This window comes from Streptomyces pseudovenezuelae (assembly GCF_029892565.1).
GTDB lineage: Bacteria > Actinomycetota > Actinomycetes > Streptomycetales > Streptomycetaceae > Streptomyces > Streptomyces pseudovenezuelae_A.
This window is the reverse complement of the sequence record NZ_JARXVH010000003.1, coordinates 140,500-161,364: the sequence shown is the minus strand read 5'-3', so window position 1 is coordinate 161,364 and position 20,865 is coordinate 140,500. Positions and strand designations below refer to the sequence as shown.

Annotated in this window: 15 protein-coding genes and 2 pseudogenes; 14 read left to right on the top strand and 3 right to left on the bottom strand. The window is 70.3% G+C overall.

The genetic code is table 11. The features are described from left to right. Positions 1–85: 85 nt before the first annotated feature. Complete coding sequence (locus tag M2283_RS09660; protein WP_280875713.1) at positions 86–295, bottom strand: hypothetical protein; 210 nt, start codon at positions 293–295, stop codon at positions 86–88. A gap of 85 nt (positions 296–380) precedes the next feature. Beyond that, on the bottom strand, positions 381–1,943 hold the full coding sequence (locus M2283_RS09655) for a recombinase family protein (RefSeq protein WP_280875712.1): 1,563 nt from the start codon (positions 1,941–1,943) through the stop codon (positions 381–383). A 44-nt stretch (positions 1,944–1,987) separates the two neighbouring features. Here M2283_RS09655 and M2283_RS09650 point away from each other — a divergent pair. The 6 genes and pseudogenes from M2283_RS09650 to M2283_RS09625 form a co-directional block, all read left to right on the top strand. Beyond that, positions 1,988–2,317, top strand: a pseudogene (locus M2283_RS09650) (ATPase, T2SS/T4P/T4SS family); the annotation flags it as partial. Between the two features lie 313 nt (positions 2,318–2,630). After that, a complete protein-coding gene (locus M2283_RS09645) occupies positions 2,631–3,491 on the top strand; it encodes a type II secretion system F family protein (RefSeq protein WP_280876244.1) in 861 nt (286 codons plus the stop codon). A gap of 416 nt (positions 3,492–3,907) precedes the next feature. Further along, positions 3,908–4,696: a type II secretion system F family protein gene (locus M2283_RS09640; protein ID WP_280875711.1), complete on the top strand. Its 789-nt coding sequence runs from the start codon at positions 3,908–3,910 to the stop codon at positions 4,694–4,696. Positions 4,697–4,918: 222 nt separating this feature from the next. Next, on the top strand, positions 4,919–5,128 hold the full coding sequence (locus tag M2283_RS09635; RefSeq protein ID WP_280875710.1) for a DUF4244 domain-containing protein: 210 nt from the start codon (positions 4,919–4,921) through the stop codon (positions 5,126–5,128). Further along, complete coding sequence (locus M2283_RS09630; RefSeq protein ID WP_280875709.1) at positions 5,115–5,504, top strand: TadE family type IV pilus minor pilin; 390 nt, start codon at positions 5,115–5,117, stop codon at positions 5,502–5,504. The genes M2283_RS09635 and M2283_RS09630 overlap by 14 nt, the downstream gene beginning before the upstream one ends. Beyond that, positions 5,501–5,881, top strand: a pseudogene (locus tag M2283_RS09625) (Rv3654c family TadE-like protein); the annotation flags it as partial. The gene M2283_RS09630 and the pseudogene M2283_RS09625, both read left to right, overlap by 4 nt. Before the next feature lie 40 nt (positions 5,882–5,921). Here M2283_RS09625 and M2283_RS09620 read toward each other — a convergent pair. Next, positions 5,922–8,525, bottom strand: a complete 2,604-nt coding sequence (locus tag M2283_RS09620) for a DEAD/DEAH box helicase (protein ID WP_280875708.1) — start codon at positions 8,523–8,525, stop codon at positions 5,922–5,924. Positions 8,526–8,605: 80 nt separating this feature from the next. On the opposite strand from M2283_RS09620, the gene bldG reads away from it, so the two are divergent. The 8 genes from bldG to topA all read left to right on the top strand — a co-directional run bounded on the left by bldG (position 8,606) and on the right by topA (position 20,846). Continuing rightward, entirely contained in the window at positions 8,606–8,947 is a 342-nt protein-coding gene (bldG, locus tag M2283_RS09615; protein WP_003975386.1) for an anti-sigma factor antagonist BldG, read from the top strand. Between the two features lie 119 nt (positions 8,948–9,066). Next, positions 9,067–9,498 carry an ATP-binding protein gene (locus M2283_RS09610; protein ID WP_280875707.1) on the top strand — a complete coding sequence of 144 codons (432 nt, stop codon included), beginning with the start codon at positions 9,067–9,069 and terminating at the stop codon, positions 9,496–9,498. A 320-nt stretch (positions 9,499–9,818) separates the two neighbouring features. Then, entirely contained in the window at positions 9,819–12,227 is a 2,409-nt protein-coding gene (locus M2283_RS09605) for a sodium-translocating pyrophosphatase (protein WP_280875706.1), read from the top strand. 206 nt (positions 12,228–12,433) lie between these two features. Next, positions 12,434–13,024, top strand: coding sequence for a small secreted protein (locus M2283_RS09600; protein ID WP_280875705.1), 591 nt, complete (start codon positions 12,434–12,436; stop codon positions 13,022–13,024). Positions 13,025–13,277: 253 nt separating this feature from the next. Next, entirely contained in the window at positions 13,278–14,795 is a 1,518-nt protein-coding gene (locus M2283_RS09595) for a class I SAM-dependent methyltransferase (protein WP_280875704.1), read from the top strand. A gap of 195 nt (positions 14,796–14,990) precedes the next feature. Then, a complete protein-coding gene (locus M2283_RS09590) occupies positions 14,991–17,429 on the top strand; it encodes a serine/threonine-protein kinase (RefSeq protein WP_280875703.1) in 2,439 nt (812 codons plus the stop codon). A 142-nt stretch (positions 17,430–17,571) separates the two neighbouring features. After that, a complete protein-coding gene (locus tag M2283_RS09585; protein WP_280875702.1) occupies positions 17,572–17,769 on the top strand; it encodes a hypothetical protein in 198 nt (65 codons plus the stop codon). A 245-nt stretch (positions 17,770–18,014) separates the two neighbouring features. Continuing rightward, positions 18,015–20,846: a type I DNA topoisomerase gene (gene topA, locus M2283_RS09580; RefSeq protein ID WP_280875701.1), complete on the top strand. Its 2,832-nt coding sequence runs from the start codon at positions 18,015–18,017 to the stop codon at positions 20,844–20,846. Positions 20,847–20,865: the final 19 nt, after the last annotated feature.

The window sequence follows — 20,865 nt, the reverse complement described above, 5'->3', positions numbered from 1 at the left end:
CCAGAGCCCTGAAAGCCCCTCAGCGAGGCTCACAGGGCAGCAGAAAGCCCCGCCGGGCATTGCTGCCTGACGGGGCCTGGTGGTGCTACGCGGCAAGAGCCTCCGGGAAGCCCATGAGCGCTTGTTGCAGCGCCTCAAGCCGCCCTATCCGTTCCCGCGTTCGAGCGCTGACGTCCCCGGCCCTCACAGCGCCGTACAGAGCTTCCAGGGTGCGGGCAATGCGCTTCCACTCCACTTCACGGTAGAACGCTGCCTCTTCGACTTCCTGCGCCGCTTCCCAGTCTTCGCGTGACATTATGGTGCCTTCCCTTTGAGAGGGAAGCCGGTCAGGTCTCTTCCGCCAAGTCGTGGCCTGACCGGCCCCGTTCGTTTCCGTCAGATCAGACGGCAAATTGGTCGGACAACTCCTCTTCCCTGGCAATGTCGACTAGCGCCGCTTCCGCCGGGTTGAGGTCTTGCCACCAGGAGGGGCCTGAATAGGTCAGCGTCGCTCGCTCCGGGTCGAACCTCTTCGGTGCTCCGGGTGTAGCCGGGCGAATTACCAGCCGTGCCCCTAGGTCAGCGAGCAAGCCGCGCCGCCCCTCTTCGTCCCGCTGTTCCCATTCCGTGGCAATCGTGTTGTCGGTGCTCACCCAGCGACCTTCGGCGTGGTCGGCTTCCGCCGCTAGTTCAGCCTGTCGCTTTTCCAGCGATGTGAGCTGACCGATTACCACCCTTGCCGCAGTTCCGTTCGGGTCCAGTTGGGCAAGGTTCCCGGCAAGGCGCTCGATCTGGCCTGTCACTTCGGAGAGTTGCAGTACTGCGCTACCGTCAGGCTCAGCCCAGCGCATAAGCGCGAAGCTGCCAAACCGCTTGAGGTAATCGGCAGTCACCAACTCCTCAAGATGCCGGGCAATGATGACGTTGGGCTTGTGGATTCCTCGCTTGCCCACGCCGTTACGGCATACGTATGTGCTGTAGTCCTTACCGTTCACGGCACGGCGCTGCCGGTACATCGGACCGTTGCATTCTGAACAGAGCGCTACGTGAAGGAGTAGCGCCTTACCGGTTCGCTCGCTGCCACGCCCCTTCGACTTGCCGTCAATGATCGCGCGGACTGCTGACCAGGTTTCGGCGCTGAGGATCTCCGGTCCGCCCGATACGGGCTTTCCCTCAGCATCTAGCACAGGCTGATTTGTGAGTGCGCCGCGCTTCTCTCCGGGGACGGCCTGAACCTGCCAGCCACGAAGGGCGGGGGTGTAGAGCACATCCCGCAGAGTGGTGGAGTGCCAGCGCTGGTTACGCAACTTCCGCCCGTCCCGCTGACGTGCATGGTCCGCCGGGGGTAGAACTCCGCGCTCATTCAGTTCCCGGGCAAGTCCCGTCAGAGAGCCACCGTGGTTGATGAGCTTGTCAGCGCAGTCACGCAACACGCTGGCCGCTGACTCGTCAATGACCCATCGCTTGTTGTTGATCGGTCCGCTGACTGCATAGCCGTACGGAGCCAGTCCGCCAAGGTGATTCCCCCGCGAACGAAAATGCTTCTTGCTGTCTGTGATGCGGGATTTGATCATGTCCCGCTCGTACTCGGCGAACGCGGCAAGGACGTTGATAATGATGCTGGCGTTCTCTGGGCTAACAACTCCGTCAGCCGTGATGATCGTTGTTTTAGTCGATTTGGCCGCGTCAAGGAGCCGCTGAAACTCCAGCACGCTTCGTGCGTACCGGTCGAGCTTCGCGGCAACGACGAAGTCAACACGTGGAAGCCACGAAAGAACTTCCCGCATCCCCGGGCGGTCTTCGAGCTTGCTTGCTCCGCTGACGTTCGTGTCAGTGGCGACGTGCACCACCTTCCATCCGCGCTGTTCGGCATATGCCTTGCAGGCGGCAATGCGGTGGTCGGGGGCTTCCTCAGCGAAGAGGCGCGACAGTCGGTCGTAGATGACGCAGGTTGGTTGGCTCACGGTCGATCCCTAGGGAGTCGAAGGCCATGCAGTGCTAGGCCAGGCACCCGGGCGGCTGCGGCACCGTCCACGCCAACGCGGCCGCGGACGTGCCGGCTCGGTTGGAGGCACTCGGCGCGGCGGCCGGGCTCGATCGGGCGGCCCTGCACAGCCAGTTGGCGGCTGCGCTGGCGGTGGTCCTGCATCTCGTGCGCGATCGGACCGGGCGGCGGCGGATCGCTGAGGTGCATGTGCTGGAGAGGGATCCGTCCGGGTTGGTGCGGACGGTTCCGGCGCTGCGGTGGGGTGAGGCGGCGTTCGTGTACGAGCGGGGGTGGGAGCGGCTGCGGGGGTTGTTGGAGGGCGGGTTTTTCGATGGGGGGCGGGGTGGATGAGGCGGGGTTCGCGTGTGGGCCGGGGAAGCGGCTGCGGCGGGGCTGTTGGGCGGCGGGTCGTCCGATGAGGGACGGGATGCGTGAGGCGGCGTTTGCGTACGGGCCGGGTGAGAGCGGCTGCGGGGCTGCTGGGCGGCGAGTTCTGGGATGAGGGACGGGATGCAGGAGAGGGCGTTCGGTTGCAGGGGGAGGCGGGAGCGGCTGTGGGGGCTGCTGGACAGCGAGTTCGTCGAAGGAGGACGTGATGGGTGAGACGGCGAGGGCGGCAATGGCGGAGGCGGGGATGGGGGAGATCGGTATGGCGGAGATCGGTATGGCGGAGACGGGGTTGGGCGCGGCCGTGGTGTGTGTCGGTGCGGTGGTGTGGCTGCTGGGCGGGCGGCAGTCCGGGGCGCGGCGGGCGCAGTTGCTGCTCGCGGGTGGCGGGGCGGTGGGGAGTGGGCCGCCGTTCTGGCGAGAGGCGGTGGGGGAGTTGCGGCGGGTTCGGGGGCGGCTGCGTGCGGAGTGGTGGGCGCCGGTTGCCGGGCTGGTGTTGGCCGTGCTGGGTGGTTCGGTGTTGCCGGTCGTCGCGGGGGCGGCCGGGGTGCCGTTGCTGCGCCGGGTGCGGTTGGCGGGCGAGGCTCGGCGGGCCAGGGAGCGCCGGGCGGATGCGGTGATCACGCTGTGCGGGTCGGTCGCCGGGGAGGTGCGGGCGGGGCGGCAGCCGGGCGAGGCGTTGTTGCATGCCGCGCGTGACTCCGGCGGGCTCGGGGAGGGGCAGGCCGCGGTGTTGGCGGCGGCGCGGTTCGGGGGTGACGTCCCCGGGGCGCTCGCGGCGGCGGCCCGGCAACCGGGTGCGGAGGGCCTGCTGGGCCTGGCTGCGTGCTGGCGGGTGGCGGTCGGGCAGGGGGCGGGCCTCGCCGCCGGACTCGACCGGCTCGAAGGGGCGTTGCGCGCGGAACGGGACCAACGTGCCGACCTGCGAGCTCAGTTGGCCGGCGCCCGGTCGACGGCTGTGATGCTCGCCGGCCTGCCGGTCTTGGGCCTCCTACTAGGCACGGCCTTGGGCGCCGACCCACTGCATGTCCTGCTGCACACCGGTGCGGGGTTGGGGTGCCTGGTGGCTGGGGGCGTGTTGGAGGGGGCCGGGATGTGGTGGGCAATGCGGATCGTGCGGGGGGCCGAGGCGGTGTGAGGGCGTGGGTGGGATTGGCCGCGGTGGGCCGGGACGGAGAAGGCGGGTGGCGTGGGGCTTGAGGGCGGGCGTGGGTGTGGGCGGGAGGGGATGTCTGGGCGGGCGTGGTCGTGCGGCAGGGAGTGAGCACGGTCGGGTAGCGGGGTGCGTGCGTGAGTGGGTGCCGTCGGGACGAGGCGCGCGAGTGGGAGGCGATGTACGGGCGGACGGTGGCGTGTGGTCGGAGGTGGGGTGCGTGGTCAGGAGCGGGTGTGACCAGGAGTTGGTGTGACGGCAGAGCGAGGCGTGACCAGGAGTTGGCGTGACGGCGGCGCGGGGCGTGAGCGCGAGGTGGTGAGAGGGCGGGCGTGGGCGTGGTCGGGAGGCGGTGGCGTGATGTCGGGCGTGGATCGGGAGTTCGGAAGGGGTTGGGCGGTGTGAGTGCGGAAGTTGTCCACAGGCTGGGGGTGACCTTGGGGGTGTTGTGCGTCCTGGGGTGGCTGCTGCGGTGGGCCGAGGGGGTTCGGCGTGAGCGGCGGGTTCGGCGGCGGGTGGCGGAGTTGCTGGCCGCTGCGGAACTGACGTCCGGGCGTCCGTGGGGCGAGGTGCGGGCGGGTGCGTGGCGGCAACTGCCCTTGGTGGCGGTGGGGTGCGCCGGGTGGGTGCTGGTCGGGGGCGTTGCCGGTGTCGTCGTGGGGCTGGTTGTCGCGGCCGGGCTGTGGTGGTGGCGTGAGCGGCAGTCGGCGGCGGGTGGTGTCCGGGCGTACGACGAGGGCGAGGCGGCACGTCAACTACCTCTCGCATCCGACCTGTTGGCCGCCTGTATCGCCGCGGGCGCCGGTCCGGTGGTTGCTGCGCAGGCGGTGGGCGAGGCCCTGGGCGGCCCGGTCGGGGAGGCGCTCGCGCGGGGTGCCGCGGAGGCGCGGCTCGGCGGAGAACCGGCCGAGGCCTGGCGGAGGTTGGCCGCGCTGCCGGGCGCCGGGGCTCTGGCTCGGCTACTGGAACGCGCCGATGTGTCCGGGCTCCCCGCTGCGGGGCCGGTGGCCCGGCTGGCAGCGGAGGCCCGCGCCGACTGGACGCGCTCGGCGACGGCACGGGCCAGACGGGCGGCGGTGATGGTCACCGTGCCGGTGGGGCTGTGCTTCCTGCCCGCGTTCATCGCGGTCGGCGTACTGCCCGTGGTGATCGGGCTGGCGGGTGGGGTGTTGGGAGGGGGCGGTGGGTGACGGGGCGGGGCGAGTAGCCGTTGCCGGCGGGCGAGATCGGTAGGTAGGAGAGCCGGCACCAAGAGGTGCGGCAGCGACAAACGCGGCAGCGGGATGTGCGGCGCCGAGAAGCGCGGCATGAGAGACGCGGCACCAAGAGCTGCGGCAGTGAGAAATGCGGCGCCAAGTAGCGCGGCATCGAAAACAGATCGTCAACGGGACTGATTCCTTACGGGGGTTGAGATGTACAAGGTGGTGCGGGCGCGGCTGCGTGCCCTGGTGTGCGGGGTGTGGGCGGCGCGACGGGACTCGGGGATGGTGACCTCGGAGTACGCGATGGGGATCGTGGCCGCGGTCGCCTTCGCGGTGGTCCTCTACAAGGTGGTGACGAGCGGGCAGGTCAGCGCGGAACTGCAGGCCATCGTGAAGCGGGCGCTCGATGCGCGGATGTGAGAGCGGACTCGGGAGCGGCTGCCGCAGGGGCGCGGATCGCGGGTTCGTGACGGCGGAGTCGGCCGTGGTGCTGCCCGTGCTGGTGTTGTTCGCGATGGCGTTGGTCTGGGGGCTGTTGGTGGTGGCCGCGCAGATCCAGTGCGTGGACGCGGCGCGGACGGGAGCGCGGGCGGCTGCCCGTCAGGATCCGGCCGACGCGGTCGTCGAGGTGGCCCGCGGGGCGGCACCGAGCGGCGCGAAGGTCACGGTCAGCCGGGAGGGGGACCGGGTCCGTGTGGTCGTGGTGGCCAAGCCGCCGGCACTGAGCGGTCTGCCCTTCGAGGTGCGGGAGGAGGCCGTGGCCGCCGCGGAGGAGACGGTGGGGGCCGGGGGATGAGAAGCGGAACCGGGAGGTCGGGGATCTCTGTGATCTTGGGCACCTCTGGCACCTCTGGCACCTCGGAGACCTCGGAGACCTCGGAGACCGAGGTGTGTGCGGAGACCAAGTTGCCCGAGGCGGACGCCGATCGTGGTTCCGCCACCATCTGGAGCGTCGGTGCCATCGCCGTGCTGTGCGTGGTGTTCGGGATCGTGCTCGCGATGGGGCACGCCGTCGTGACCCGGCATCGCGCGGCCGGCGGGGCCGATCTCGCGGCGCTCGCGGCGGCGGACAACTGGGCGCAGGGTGCTGCGGCCTGCGCCCGGGCGGACCAGGTGGCCCGCGCTCAGGGCACCCGGCTCGTGCGGTGCGCCATCGTCGGCGACACCTCGGACGTGACGGCGGCGTCGGGACAGGGGCCGTTCGCGGCGGAGGTCAGGGCACGGGCGGGGCCTGCGGGTCCGGATCCGGCGTCGGCTCCTCCGCAGGGACGGGGAGGTCTCGCGGGCCTGGTTCCGGCGCCGCCCCCTCTGGGGGCTGCTCCCCCGGCCATTCCCCAGCCGCAGTCCCGCCTTCCTCCCCACTCTTCTCCTCCGGCGCCCCCCGCAACAGCACCGTAAGCAGCCGCAGAGCCCCCCGCTTGTGCAGCGGATCGTTGCCGTTGCCGCACTTGGGGGACTGGATGCAGGACGGGCAGCCGGCGTCGCACTCGCAGGAGGCGATGGCCTGGCGGGTGGCGGTCAGCCAGGCGCGGGCGGTGTGGAAGGCGCGCTCCGCGAAGCCCGCGCCGCCCGGGTGGCCGTCGTAGACGAAGACCGTGGGCAGCAACGTGTCGGGGTGCAGCGGGACGGACACTCCGCCGATGTCCCAACGGTCGCAGGTCGCGAAGAGGGGGAGCATGCCGATCGAGGCGTGTTCGGCGGCGTGGAGGGCGCCGCCGAGGATCTCGGGGTTGATCCGGGCCTCGTCGAGCTGGTCCTCGGTGACGGTCCACCACACGGCGCGGGTGCGCAACGTACGAGGAGGGAGGTCGAGTTTGGTCTCGCCCAGTACCTCACCGGTGATGAGACGTCGGCGGAGGAAGGAGACGACCTGGTTGGTGACCTCGACGGAGCCGTAACAAAGGCGGCCGTCGCCCCAGGGGATCTCGGTGTCCGTGGACAGGACGGAGATGGAGGTGGTGTCGCGGGCGACCGTCGAGTACGAGGGGTTGGCCTGCTCCACCAGGGCCACCGAGTCCTCCAGGTCCAGGGAGCGCACGAGATACGTGAGCCCCTGGTGGAGGTGGACCGCGCCTTCGTGGACGCTCGTGTGCGCGGAGCCCGCGTCGACCGTGCCCATGAGGCGGCCCGTGCCGGCTTCCACTATCTGGACCGGGCGACCGCCCTCGCCACGGATGTCGGCCAGGTCGGCGGCCCGTTCCCGGCGCGTCCAGTGCCAGGCCTTCGTCCGGCGGCGCAGCAGCTTCGCGGCCTCCAGTTGGGGGAGGAGTTCCTCGCAGGCGGGGCCGAAGAGGGGCAAGTCGTCGTCGGTGAGCGGGAGTTCCGCGGCTGCCGCGCACAGGTGCGGGGCGAGGACGTACGGGTTGTCGGGGTCGAGGACCGTGGATTCGACGGGTTGGTCGAAGAGGGCCTCTGGGTGGTGGACGAGGTAGGTGTCCAGGGGGTCGTCGCGGGCGACCAGGATGGCCAGCGCGCCCTGTCCGGAGCGGCCCGCGCGGCCTGCCTGCTGCCACAGGGAGGCGCGGGTGCCCGGGTAGCCGGCGATCACGACGGCGTCCAACCCCGAGACGTCGATGCCGAGTTCGAGGGCGGTGGTGGCGGCGAGGCCGAGGAGTTCGCCGGAGTGGAGGGCCTGTTCGAGGGCGCGGCGTTCCTCGGGGAGGTAGCCGCCGCGGTAGGCCGCGACACGCCGGGCCAGGGAGCGGTCGATCTCGGCGAGGCGTTCCTGGGCGATCACCGCGATCAGTTCGGCGCCGCGTCGGGAGCGCACGAAGGCGACCGAGCGCACGCCCTGCAGGGTGAGGTCGGTCAGCAGGTCGGCCGTCTCGGCGGTGGCCGTACGGCGGACCGGGGCGCCCCTCTCGCCGTGCAGCTCGGTGAGGGGGGGTTCCCACAGGGCGAACACCAGTTCACCGCGTGGTGAGGCGTCGTCGGCGACCTCGACCACCGGGAGGCCGGTCAGGCGGCCGGCGGCGACCGAGGGCTCGGCGGCGGTCGCGGAGGCCAGCAGGAAGACGGGGGAGGAGCCGTAGCGGGCACACAGGCGGCGCAGCCGGCGCAGTATCTGGGCGACGTGCGAGCCGAAGACGCCGCGATAGGTGTGGCACTCGTCGATGACGACGTACTTCAGCGACTTGAGGAAGGAGGCCCAGCGGGGGTGGGACGGGAGGATGCCGCGGTGGAGCATGTCCGGGTTGGTCAGGACATAGTTCGCGTACTGGCGGATCCACTCGCGTTCCTCGAACGGGGTGTCACCGTCGTACACCGCGGGGCGTACCGCATTTCCCAGAGGTTGTGAAAGTTCCTTCACGGATCGCCGCTGGTCTGCCGCGAGCGCCTTGGTGGGGGCCAGGTAGAGGGAGGTGGCGCCGCGGCCGTTCGGGGCCTCGGAGCCGTCCAGGAGGGTCGAAAGAACCGGGACCAGGTACGCCAGTGACTTGCCGGAAGCAGTCCCTGTGGCGACGATCACGGATTCGCCGTCCAGGGCGTGCTCGGCGGCTCGTGCCTGGTGGGCCCAGGGGTGTTCGATACCGGCCGACTGCACGGCGGCGATGACTTCCGAACGAATCCGGTCAGGCCAGACGGCATGACGGCCCTCACGCGGGGGCAAGTGCTCCGTATGAGTGATGCGCGAAGCCCGGCTCGGCCCGGAGGCGAGTCGGCCCAGGACCGTGCCCGGTGCGAGCCGGGAAACGGGGTCCGTCGGGGATCTGTCGGATCGATGATTCTTGGCCATCGGCACCGAGTGTGTCACTGGCGTGACGGACAATGGGACCAAGGCGTCGTGCACGCCTGCCGGTAAGTGATTGAATGCCATCGCGGCTGGCGATCCGTTCCGGGGGCTCTGCCGAGGTGTCCCGAGGGGCGACCGCTCGATAGCAAGGTGCTGGAGGATCCGTGGACCTGTCCCTGTCGACCCGTACCGTCGGCGATCGTACGGTCGTCGAGGTCGGTGGAGAAATCGACGTATATACCGCGCCCAAGCTGCGCGAGCAGTTGGTCGAGCTTGTGAACGACGGGAGTTTCCACCTCGTCGTCGACATGGAGGGAGTCGACTTCCTCGACTCCACCGGGCTCGGCGTACTGGTCGGCGGCCTGAAGCGGGTGCGTGCCCATGAGGGCTCGCTGCGCCTGGTCTGCAACCAGGAGCGCATTCTCAAGATCTTCCGCATCACCGGCCTCACCAAGGTGTTCCCGATCCACACCTCGGTCGAGGAAGCGGTGGCGGCCACCGACTGACCACCGTCCCACCTGAGCGGGAAAGGACCGCTCCTGGGACGGACGTAGTACCAACAGGGGGTCCGGGCTTTCGGCGGCCCGGTCCCCCGACAGCACGCCCGAAGTTCTTAGGGGGATGCATGGCCACCGTTGAACTCCGCTTCAGCGCGCTGCCCGAGCACGTCAGGACCGCCCGACTGGTGGCGGCAGCGGTGGCGCGCAGGGCCGGAGTGGACGAGGCCGTCCTCGACGAGGTCAGACTCGCGGTCGGCGAGGCCTGTACCCGTGCCGTCGGGCTGCACCAGAGCGGTGGCATCACCGCCCCCGTGAAGGTGCTGCTGATCGAGGAGGAGAAGCAGTTCTCCATCGAGGTCGGCGACGAGGCGCCCCATTCGGCGCCCGGCGGGAGTGCTTCGGGGTCGGCGGGCGACGATGTGGACATCGAGGAGGACGAGATGGGTCTCGCGGTCATCAGCGGGCTCGTCGACGATGTCGAGGTGACCGCAGGAGAGCACGGCGGACTGATCCGCATGACCTGGCCGACTACGCCGCCGGCCGCGGTCCTCTCCTGAGCTCACCCCAGTTCAGCCACTGAACTAACTCTCGTACGATCTTCAAGGGCCCTGCTGAGCAGGGCCCTTGGTGTTTTTCAGTCGCACCCCGGGAATTCGTGAATCAATTCACGATCAATGGCCCGATAATTCGATCAAGCGCTGCTGCAGGCGTGAATGCCCTCGGGGCGTTACTCCATTCGGGTTCCGTGGCGTGTTGTCGATCATTTGCTGTAGGGCATGTGAAGGCTAATTCCGTTTACCGCGCTCTGTTTTGATCAGGTGCGGGTACCTAGAATCCGTCCACATCTTGAGCTCAGCACAGGCGTCAAGGAGGACGAATGGCGGGGCTTTCTACCCCTCAGCAGTTGGACCACCCCACAACCCTCGCAGCCGCGGTACTGACCGACGACAACCGGATCATCGTGATCGTGATCGCGGTGGTCGCCCTGGCCGCGCTCGTGGTCGCGGGCGTCCTGGTACGCCAGGTGCTCGCGGCGGGCGAGGGCACCGACAAGATGAAGGAGATCGCGGCGGCGGTCCAGGAAGGCGCCAACGCCTATCTGGCCCGGCAGATGCGCACACTGGGCGTATTCGCCGTCGTGGTCTTCTTCCTGCTCATGCTGCTGCCCGCGGACGACTGGAATCAGCGCGCCGGACGATCGGTGTTCTTCTTGATCGGCGCGGGGTTCTCGGCGGCCACCGGCTATATCGGCATGTGGCTGGCCGTGCGCAGTAATGTGCGGGTCGCCGCGGCGGCCCGGGAAGCGACCCCGGCGGAGGGGGAACCCGAAAAGGATCTCATCACCGTCTCGCACAAAGCCATGAAGATCGCTTTCCGCACGGGCGGCGTCGTCGGCATGTTCACGGTGGGGCTCGGTCTGCTGGGCGCCTCGTGTGTGGTGCTGGTGTACGCGGCCGACGCGCCGAAGGTGCTCGAAGGCTTCGGCCTCGGGGCCGCCCTCATCGCGATGTTCATGCGTGTCGGCGGCGGCATCTTCACCAAGGCCGCCGACGTCGGCGCCGACCTGGTCGGCAAGGTCGAGAAGGGCATTCCGGAGGACGACCCGCGCAATGCCGCGACCATCGCCGACAACGTGGGCGACAACGTCGGCGACTGCGCGGGCATGGCGGCCGACCTCTTCGAGTCGTACGCCGTGACCCTGGTGGCCGCGCTGATCCTCGGCAAGGCCGCCTTCGGCGACTCCGGACTCGCCTTCCCGCTGATCGTGCCCGCGATCGGCGTCCTCACCGCCATGATCGGCATCTTCGCGGTCGCCCCGCGCAGGTCCGACCGCAGCGGCATGTCCGCGATCAACCGCGGCTTCTTCATCTCCGCGGTGATCTCGCTCGTACTGGTCGCGGTGGCCGTCTTCGTCTATCTGCCCGCGAAGTACTCCGACCTGGACGGCGTCACCGACGCGGCCATCAGGGCCAAGGACGGCGATCCGCGGATCCTCGCGGTCATCGCGGTGGCGATCGGCATCCTGCTGGCGGCCGTCATCCAGCAGCTGACCGGCTACTTCACCGAGACCACCCGCCGCCCGGTGCGCGACATCGGCAAGACCTCGCTCACGGGGCCCGCCACCGTCGTCCTCGCCGGTATCTCGCTGGGCCTGGAATCGGCCGTCTACACCGCCTTGTTGATCGGTCTGGGCGTCTACGGCGCCTTCCTGCTCGGCGGTACGTCGATCATGCTCGCGCTGTTCGCGGTCGCGCTGGCCGGCACCGGCCTGCTCACCACGGTCGGCGTGATCGTCGCCATGGACACCTTCGGGCCGGTCTCCGACAACGCGCAGGGCATCGCGGAGATGTCCGGCGACGTCGAGGGCGCGGGCGCGCAGGTGCTCACCAACCTGGACGCGGTCGGCAACACCACCAAGGCCATCACCAAGGGCATCGCCATCGCCACCGCCGTCCTGGCGGCGTCGGCGCTCTTCGGGTCGTACCGGGACGCGATCACCACGAATGTGGCGGACGTGGGCGAGAAGCTGACCGGTGCGGGTGCGCCGCTGACCCTCTCCATGGACATCTCGCAGCCCAACAACCTCGTCGGCCTCATCGCCGGCGCCGCGGTCGTCTTCCTCTTCTCGGGGCTGGCGATCAGCGCGGTGTCGCGGTCGGCGGGCGCGGTGGTCTACGAGGTGCGGCGGCAGTTCCGCGAGCACCCCGGGATCATGGACTACACCGAGAAGCCGGAGTACGGGCGAGTCGTCGACATCTGTACCAAGGATGCTCTGCGGGAGTTGGCCACTCCGGGTCTGCTCGCCGTGATGGCGCCCATCTTCATCGGGTTCACGCTCGGTGTCGGCGCGCTCGGCTCGTACCTCGCGGGCGCGATCGGGGCGGGCACGCTGATGGCGGTGTTCCTCGCCAACTCCGGTGGCGCGTGGGACAACGCCAAGAAACTCGTCGAGGACGGCAACTACGGCGGCAAGGGCAGTGAGGCCCACGCCGCCACCGTGATCGGCGACACGGTCGGTGACCCCTTCAAGGACACCGCGGGGCCCGCGATCAACCCGCTGCTGAAGGTGATGAACCTGGTGTCGCTGCTCATCGCGCCCGCGGTCATCAAGTTCAGCTACGGCGCCGACAAGAACCTCGGCGTCCGGATCACGATCGCGGTCCTGTCGTTCCTGGTCATCGTCGTGTCCGTCTACATCTCCAAGCGGCGCGGGATCACCATGGGCGACGACGAGGAGGACGGAGAGCAGACGGCCAAGTCGCCGGACCCCGCGGTGGTTTCGTAGGCGGTCCCACGACACGGTTCGACCGGGCTCGGCCCAAGGGGCGGGCGGGAGGCGCGCGTTGGCGCGTCGACCGCCCGTCCTCGTGTGTGTGCGCCCTTTTCGTGAGCCTTCTCTCGCCTGGTGCAAATGGCTTCAAAAGTGTTCCTGTCGGACGTTCGGAATGCGGCTGACGTCTGCGCGGCGTGTATGTTCCGGGGCCGAGAGCCATGGAAGGGACCAATCCGGTGAACAAGAAGCTCACGGCCGCGCTGTCCGGCGGTGCGGTACTGGTACTGGCGCTGTCGGGATGCAGCAGCGACGACAGCAACGAGAAGCTGGATGCCTGGGCCAAGCAGGTCTGCGACGCGGTCCAGCCGCAGGCCAAGAAGATCGAGGCCGCCAACGCCGCGATCCAGCAGCAGACCTCGGACAACAGCACTCCGGCGGACGTCCAGAAGACCGACGCGCAGGCTTTCCAGGACATGTCCGACGCCTACAAGGCGATCGGCGACGCCGTGGAGAAGGCCGGGGCGCCGGATGTCGACGACGGTGCGAAGAAGCAGACGGACGCGGTCAAGGAGCTCGACGGGATCGCCACGTCGTACGCCTCTTTGAAGACGCAGGTCGACAAGCTCGACACCAAGGACCAGGCGAAGTTCGCCGACGGCCTCAAGGACATCGCGACCTCGCTGGACAAGCTGGGGCAGAGCGGGAACGACGCGCTGAAGACCCTGGAGGAGGGCGACGTCGGCAAGGCGATGGCCAAGCAGGCCAGCTGCAAGAGCGCGTCCGCTTCTTCGGCGGCGACGGCGAGCTGACGTGTAGCGGGTGCGGGTAGGAGCGCTCGGCGTGGGGGCTGGGCGTGTCGAGCCGGGCCCGGCGGTGCCGGCTGTGCCCACCCTCCCCCAGTCTCGGCTCCGCTCGACCGGGCCCCATCGCCCTGCGGAACGATTGCCCACAGCGGGAGCGGCGGGTGCCCGCAGCGGTGGTGGCGGGTGCCCATAGGGGTAGTCGGAGGCAAGATCTGGGCGGTGCTGCGCGGGGAGTCGGTGGCGCGGACACAATGGGGGTGTGAGTAACTCAGGCCTGCCCGCCCTGCCCGCTTCCGACCGCCATGACGTCGCCGCCCGGCTGCGGGACGCCCTGCTCGCGGCGTCCTTCACCGCCGACGGGCTGCTCGATCTGCTCGGTGCCCCCGCGTACGCGGCGCTGGCCCGTAGTGAGACCGTGCCCGCGCTCAGGGCGACCAGAGGGGACACCCCGCTCGCGGTGCTCGTACGCCTGTTCCTCTTGCAGCAACCCGTGCCGCACGCACGCGTGGAGGGCGTTCTGCCCGTCGCCGCGTGCCTGGAGGCCGGCTGGCTCGCCGCCGTCGGCGCGGACGAGGTCGCCGCGACCGTGGACGTGCGGCCGTACGGCGGGCCCGGCGGCGAGGACTGGTTCATCGTGTCCGACCTGGGCTGCGCCGTCGGTGGGGCCGGCGGGGTCGGCAGCCGCGAGGAAGGCGTCGTCCTGGGCGTCGGCGGCGCGTCCACCACCCTCGCGGGCATCACCGTGCGTACGCCCGTCCCGGCCGCCCTCGACCTCGGCACCGGCTCCGGCATCCAGGCGCTGCACGCCACCCGGCACGCCACGCGCGTGACGGCGACCGACGTCAATCCGCGCGCGTTGCACATCACCGCCCTCACGCTGGCGCTCTCCGGCGCGCAGGCCGCCGAGCTGCGCGAGGGCTCGCTGTTCGAGCCGGTCAAGGACGGCGAGACGTACGACCTGATCGTGTCGAACCCGCCGTTCGTGATCTCGCCGGGCGCGCGGCTGACGTACCGCGACGGCGGGATGGGCGGGGACGATCTGTGCCGCACGCTCGTTCAGCAGGCGGGGGAGCGGCTCGGCGAGGGCGGGTTCGCGCAGTTCCTCGCCAACTGGCAGCACGTGGAGGGGGAGGACTGGCAGGACCGGCTCCGGTCGTGGGTGCCGCGCGGCTGCGACGCCTGGATCGTGCAGCGCGAGGTGCAGGACGTCACGCAGTACGCCGAACTGTGGCTGCGGGACGCCGGCGACCACCGCGAGGATCCGGCCGAGTACCAGGCGCGGTACGACGCGTGGCTGGACGAGTTCGAGGCGCGCAAGGTGAAGGCCGTGGGCTTCGGCTGGATCACCCTGCGCCGGACGGACGCCGCCGAGCCCTCGATCGTCGCGGAGGAGTGGCCGCACCCGGTCGAACAGCCGCTCGGGGACACCGTACGAGCGCACTTCGACCGCATCGACTACCTGCGGGCGCACGACGACGCGGCCCTGCTCGAAGAGCACTTCAGGCTGGCCGTCGAGGTCATCCAGGAGCAGGTCGGGCTGCCCGGCGCCGAGGACCCCGAGCACGTGGTGCTGCGCCAGCACCGCGGGATGCGCCGGGCCACCAAGGTGGACACGGTCGGCGCGGGGTTCGCGGGCGTGTGCGACGGCTCGCTGAGCGCCGGTCGCATCCTGGACGCGATCGCCCAACTGGTCGGCGAGGACCCGGTCCTGCTGCGCGACCGCACACCTGCCCAGATCCGACTCCTGGTGGAGCAGGGCTTCCTCGAACCGGCCTGATCCCGGCCGGAACCGGGCCTGCACGCGACGGGCGCGCGTCACTGGTGGGGCGCGCCCGCACCCCTGATACCCCTGTGCCCGACCTGATGGGATTGGCCCCGAAAAGGGCTGCTGTCAGTGGCGGGTGCGAAGCTATCTTCGAGAGACAGGCCACACGCGTTCTCGGGGGAGGCGCGCTGTCTCGGGGGAGGCGCGATGGCGGGGGAGACGCCGGATCAGGGCGAAGACAGGATCATCAACGGCCGGTACCGGCTGACGCGGACGCTCGGCGCGGGCGGCATGGGCCGCGTCTGGCTCGCGTACGACGAGGAGTTGGCCTGCGAGGTCGCGATCAAGGAGATCGCGCTCGCGGACGTCCCGATGGACCCGAGCGCGCCGTCACAGCGCATCGCGCGCGCCCGCAGCGAGGCCAGGCACGCGGCCCGCCTGCGCGGCCACCCGCACGTGGCCACGGTGCACGACGTGGTGATGCACGAGGGGCTGCCCTGGATCGTCATGGAGTACGTGCCGGACGCGGTCGACCTCCAGGCGGTCGTACGGCGGACGGGGCCGCTGTCGCCCGTCCAGACGGCCCGGATCGGGCTCGCCGTCCTCGACGCGCTGACCGCCGGGCACCGTATCGGCATCCTCCACAGGGACGTGAAACCGGCCAACATCCTTCTGGCGTCGGACGCTTCGGGCGACCTCTACGCACGCGTGCTGCTCACCGACTACGGCATCGCGCTCCAGCCCGAGTCCCGCGAGCCCCGCCTGACCGCCACCGCCGGCATCCTCGGCACGCCCGGCTATCTCGCCCCGGAACGCGCGCGGGGCGAGCCGCCGACCCCTGCCGCCGACCTGTTCTCCCTGGGCGCCACGCTGTACGCGGCCGTGGAGGGCCGCGGCCCCTTCGACGGCCACGGCGACTACGCCACCCTGACGGCCCTCCTCGGCGAGGAACCGACCTCACCGGTCCGGGCCGGTGAACTGACGCCGGTGCTCCAGGGGTTGCTCGTCAAGGATCCCGTCCGCAGGTCGTCGCCCGAGACGGTCGCGCGGGGGCTGGAGCGGGTGCTTCGCGGGGCGCAGGAAGGGGCTCCGCAAGGGGCGGACGGTGGAGGGTTCGGGCCGCCCATCGGGTACGTCCAGAGTGCGCCGCCTGGGTACGTCGGTGGCTCGGCGCAGGGGTACGTCAGCAGGCCGGAGCCTGGGTACGCCGGCAGTCAGCCGCCGGAGTACGCCGGTGGGTGGAGCGGTGGCCCCATGGCGGGGGCTCCGCAGACGCCGGGTGCGCCCCAGGCGCCGAACTCCCCGCAGACACCGCACACTCCGGCGGGCGGTCCTGACACTCCGGGAGGTCGTGGGGGCGGGGTGGGGCACCCTGCGGGTCCGGCCACGCCTGGTGGGATGCCCGGTGCCGCACCAGGGTCGCCACCTGCGGCTTCTGCCTACGACATGTGGACTCCGCCCACCCAACGGCGCGCGGTGGATCCGGCCAACCCGTATGCGCAGCCCTCGCCCGGGGGCGCGGGTGGGACGCCGTACACCGGGAGCAACACCCCGGTGTCCGCTCCGGGGAGCGGGAGTGGCGGAGGTGCCGTTCCGCCGGCGTACCCGCAGAGCGGCGCGACACCGGCCTACGCCAGCGGTGGCCCCGGCAGTTACTGGAGCGCGGCCGCCCCCACGGCTCACGGGACCGGTGGTCCGATCGGGCCCGGTGTCGGCCAGGCGCCGGTGCCGCCTGGCTCGGCCGGGAAGCGGCGGATGGCGGTTGTCGCGCTCGTCGTGGGGGTCGTTCTCGTGATCGTCGGTGGTGCGTGGGGGGTTGCCTCCCTGGCCGGGGGTGACGGTGACGGGGGGAAGAACAGCGCGGCGACGAAGAAGTCCGCGTCGCCGAGCGTGTCGCAGGGTTCGCCGGTGCCGACCGGGCCGGTACTGCCGTACGGCGATGTGGTGGGGCTCAACCGGCCCCTGGAAACCGGGGATTGTGTGAAGGCGGTCTGGTCGGGGACGCCGTTCGAGTCGGCGCCGAACCTGGGGGTGGTGGACTGCGCAGAGGACTGGCCCGACGGCCAGGTCGTGGCGGTCGACACGGCCACCGACTTCGGCGACGCCCGCGACCAGGGCGCGCGGCGCTGCGAGAGCCAGAGCAGGGCGGTCGTGGACGCGCTGCCCGACGCGGCCGGGTACGCCGTCGTACCGACGAAGGAGGGGTTCGGGGCGGCCGACGGCGGTACGGCGTGTCTCGTACTCGGGCGGCATGCGGCGATCGGCGGCGAAGTGGGCCGTTTCCGGGACGCGGGCTCGAATCTGTGGGTCGGTCAGATGAGCGTCGGTGACTGCTGGGAGTACGTGGAGGTGGAGGAGGGCTACAAGGCGCCGCTCACCGACTGCGCCAAGCCGCACACCGACCAGGTCATAGGCGCTGTGCAGGCCCCCGTGAGCATGAGTTTCAAGAAGGGCAGCGAGAACGCGACCAAGCTCTGCGGCAACAAGTTCGAGTCGACCTGGGCGCCGGGATCGGAGCGGGTCGTGTACGGCTGGGTGGCCGATCAGGACGACTGGGACCGGGGCTTCAGCAAGGTGGTGTGCACGGTGAGCCGGTCGGACAACACGAAGTCGACCGGAAAGATACCCGTGCCCGGATCGGTCTGAGCCGGGTGCGGAGCGGGCGCCCCGGTGAGCCCGCAGGCGTGTCGGCCCCGCGTTCACCTGGGGTTCGTCTGTGCGCCGCCCGCCCGTGTCAGCCTCCACGGGCCGGGCACGCACGGACGGGAGAAAAGGGGCAACGGGAACCATGGAGAGCGGACCTGCGATCTTCGCGGGAGTGGTGTTCGCCCTGTTCGGAAGCGGGCTGCTGGTGTGGACGGTGAGCCGGGCGCGGCAGGGGGAACCGGTCGCGCAGGGTGTGAGTCCGGTCGCATCGGTGACGATCGCGAGTCTCGCGTCGGTGATCGCGCTGGTTCTCGGGGTCTGGTGCCTCACAAGGGTCTGAAAGCGGGCCCGGAGCTGGGACTCCGACAACTGGGAGGTGATCCTCCGGTCAGACGCGAAAGAGCCGGTGGGTACTCCGGGCGGCAGGAATGGCGGTAGTCGGGTTACCGTTCGAGTGGCCGTTGCGGGCTTTTCCCGTTTGACACGGGGGCGGGATGTACCGTCACACTCCGCAGCGTCACCATGACCCGACCCCGGGACGAACGCCTGGGGAGGCCCCAGCGTCGACCGGAGAGAAGAGCGAAGTTGTCCCCGACCAGCGAGACCGCACACGGCGGCCGCCGACTCGTCATTGTCGAGTCGCCCGCCAAGGCGAAGACGATCAAGGGCTACCTTGGCCCCGGATATGTCGTCGAGGCGAGCGTCGGGCACATCCGCGACCTTCCCAACGGCGCCGCGGAGGTGCCCGAGAAGTACACGGGCGAGGTCCGTCGGCTCGGCGTGGACGTCGAGCACGACTTCGAGCCGATCTATGTGGTCAACGCCGACAAGCGGGCCCAGGTCAAGAAGCTCAAGGATCTGCTCAAGGACTCCGACGAACTCTTCCTGGCCACCGATGAGGACCGCGAGGGCGAGGCCATCGCGTGGCACCTTCTCGAGGTCCTGAAGCCCAAGGTCCCGGTCAAGCGCATGGTGTTCCACGAGATCACCAAGGACGCGATCCGGGCCGCCGTGGCCAACCCGCGCGACCTCAACCAGCCCCTGGTCGACGCCCAGGAGACCCGCCGCATCCTCGACCGCCTCTACGGCTACGAGGTCTCGCCGGTCCTGTGGAAGAAGGTCATGCCGCGCCTGTCGGCCGGCCGTGTCCAGTCCGTCGCCACCCGGCTCGTGGTGGAGCGGGAACGCGAGCGCATCGCGTTTCGTTCCGCCGAGTACTGGGACCTGACGGGCACCTTCGGGACCGGCCGCGCCGGTGACGCGAGCGACCCGTCGTCCCTCGTCGCCCGCCTCCAGGCCGTCGACGGCAAGCGGGTCGCACAGGGCCGCGACTTCGACTCCCTGGGCCAGATCAAGGGCGCGAACACCCTCCACCTCGACGAGGCCAACGCCCGCGCCCTGGCCGCCGCCCTGGCGGACACGCGGTTCGCCGTCCGCTCCGTCGAGTCGAAGCCGTACCGCCGCTCGCCGTACGCCCCGTTCCGTACGACGACGCTCCAGCAGGAGGCCAGCCGCAAGCTCGGCTTCGGCGCGAAGGCCACCATGCAGGTCGCGCAGAAGCTGTACGAGAACGGCTACATCACCTACATGCGTACGGACTCCACGACCCTGAGCGAGACGGCGATCACCGCCGCCCGCGCCCAGGTGACGCAGCTGTACGGCGCCGACTACCTGCCGGCCCAGCCGCGGGTGTACGCCGGGAAGGTCAAGAACGCGCAGGAGGCGCACGAGGCGATCCGCCCCTCGGGTGATCGTTTCCGCACGCCCGCCGAGACCGGCCTGACCGGTGACCAGTTCCGGCTCTACGAGCTGATCTGGAAGCGGACCGTCGCCTCCCAGATGAAGGACGCGGTCGGCAACTCCGTCACCGTGAAGATCGCGGGCACCTCGTCCGACGGCCGGGACGTCGAGTTCAGCGCCTCCGGCAAGACGATCACCTTCCACGGCTTCCTCAAGGCCTACGTCGAGGGCGCCGACGACCCGAACGCCGAGCTGGACGACCGCGAGCGGCGGCTGCCCCAGGTCGCCGAGGGCGACGCGCTCAGCGCCGAGGAACTCACGGTCGACGGGCACGCCACCAAGCCCCCGGCCCGCTACACCGAGGCCAGCCTCGTCAAGGAGCTCGAAGAGCGCGAGATCGGCCGCCCGTCGACGTACGCGTCGATCATCGGCACGATCCTCGACCGCGGCTACGTCTTCAAGAAGGGCACGGCCCTGGTGCCGTCCTTCCTGTCCTTCGCCGTGGTCAACCTCCTGGAGAAGCACTTCGGGCGGCTCGTCGACTACAGCTTCACCGCCAAGATGGAGGACGACCTCGACCGCATCGCCAGCGGTGAGGCGCAGGCCGTGCCGTGGCTGCGGCGCTTCTACTTCGGCGAGGGCGAGGCGACGGGCGCCGCCGAGGCCGGCAACGGCGACGGCGACCACCTGGGCGGCCTCAAGGAGCTCGTCACCGACCTGGGCGCCATCGACGCCCGCGAGGTGTCGTCCTTCCCGGTCGGCAACGACATCGTGCTCCGCGTCGGCCGCTACGGCCCGTACGTCGAGCGCGGCGAGAAGGACTCCGAGAACCACCAGCGCGCCGACGTGCAGGAGGACCTGGCGCCGGACGAGCTGACGGTCGAACTCGCGGAGGAGTTGCTCGCCAAGCCGAGCGGTGACTTCGAGCTGGGCGCGGACCCGGAGTCCGGCCACCAGATCATCGCCAGGGACGGCCGCTACGGCCCGTACGTCACCGAGGTGCTCCCCGAGGGCACCCCGAAGACCGGGAAGAACGCCGTCAAGCCGCGTACGGCCTCGCTGTTCAAGTCGATGACCCTCGACACGGTGACGCTGGCCGACGCCCTCAAGCTGATGTCGCTGCCGCGCGTCGTCGGCAAGGACGCGGACGGCGTGGAGATCACCGCGCAGAACGGCCGCTACGGCCCGTACCTGAAGAAGGGCACGGACTCGCGGTCGCTCACGGCCGAGGACCAGCTCTTCACGATCACGCTGGAAGAGGCGCAGGCGATCTACGCCCAGCCCAAGCAGCGGGGCCGCGCGGCCGCCAAGCCGCCGCTGAAGGAACTGGGCGTTGACCCCATCAGCGAGAAGCCGGTCGTGGTGAAGGACGGCCGCTTCGGGCCGTACGTCACCGACGGGGAGACCAACGCGACCCTGCGCTCCGGCGACAGCGTCGAGGAGATCACCCCGGAGCGCGGCTTCGAGCTGCTCGCCGAGAAGCGTGCGAAGTCGCCCGCCAAGAAGACCGCGAAGAAGGCGCCCGCCAAGAAGGCCGCACCGGCCAAGAAGGCGACGGCGGCCAAGAAGACCGCGGCGAAGAAGACGACGACGGCCGCGAAGAAGACGACCACGAAGAAGGCCGCCACGAAGACGGTCGCCAAGAAGGCGGCGGCTTCGAACTCGGCGGACGACTGAGAGACGTTCAGGGCGGGGC

Bases quoted from the DNA above. Each gene is read 5' to 3' on its own strand.
- M2283_RS09605 (WP_280875706.1), top strand. From the start codon at position 9,819: ATGGCGGGGCTTTCTACCCCTCAGCAGTTGGACCACCCCACAACCCTC.
- M2283_RS09660 (WP_280875713.1), bottom strand. From the start codon at position 295: ATGTCACGCGAAGACTGGGAAGCGGCGCAGGAAGTCGAAGAGGCAGCG.
- M2283_RS09635 (WP_280875710.1), top strand. From the start codon at position 4,919: ATGTACAAGGTGGTGCGGGCGCGGCTGCGTGCCCTGGTGTGCGGGGTG.
- M2283_RS09590 (WP_280875703.1), top strand. From the start codon at position 14,991: ATGGCGGGGGAGACGCCGGATCAGGGCGAAGACAGGATCATCAACGGC.
- M2283_RS09610 (WP_280875707.1), top strand. From the start codon at position 9,067: ATGGCCACCGTTGAACTCCGCTTCAGCGCGCTGCCCGAGCACGTCAGG.
- M2283_RS09620 (WP_280875708.1), bottom strand. From the start codon at position 8,525: ATGGCATTCAATCACTTACCGGCAGGCGTGCACGACGCCTTGGTCCCA.
- M2283_RS09645 (WP_280876244.1), top strand. From the start codon at position 2,631: ATGGCGGAGACGGGGTTGGGCGCGGCCGTGGTGTGTGTCGGTGCGGTG.
- M2283_RS09585 (WP_280875702.1), top strand. From the start codon at position 17,572: ATGGAGAGCGGACCTGCGATCTTCGCGGGAGTGGTGTTCGCCCTGTTC.
- M2283_RS09630 (WP_280875709.1), top strand. From the start codon at position 5,115: ATGCGCGGATGTGAGAGCGGACTCGGGAGCGGCTGCCGCAGGGGCGCG.
- M2283_RS09600 (WP_280875705.1), top strand. From the start codon at position 12,434: ATGGAAGGGACCAATCCGGTGAACAAGAAGCTCACGGCCGCGCTGTCC.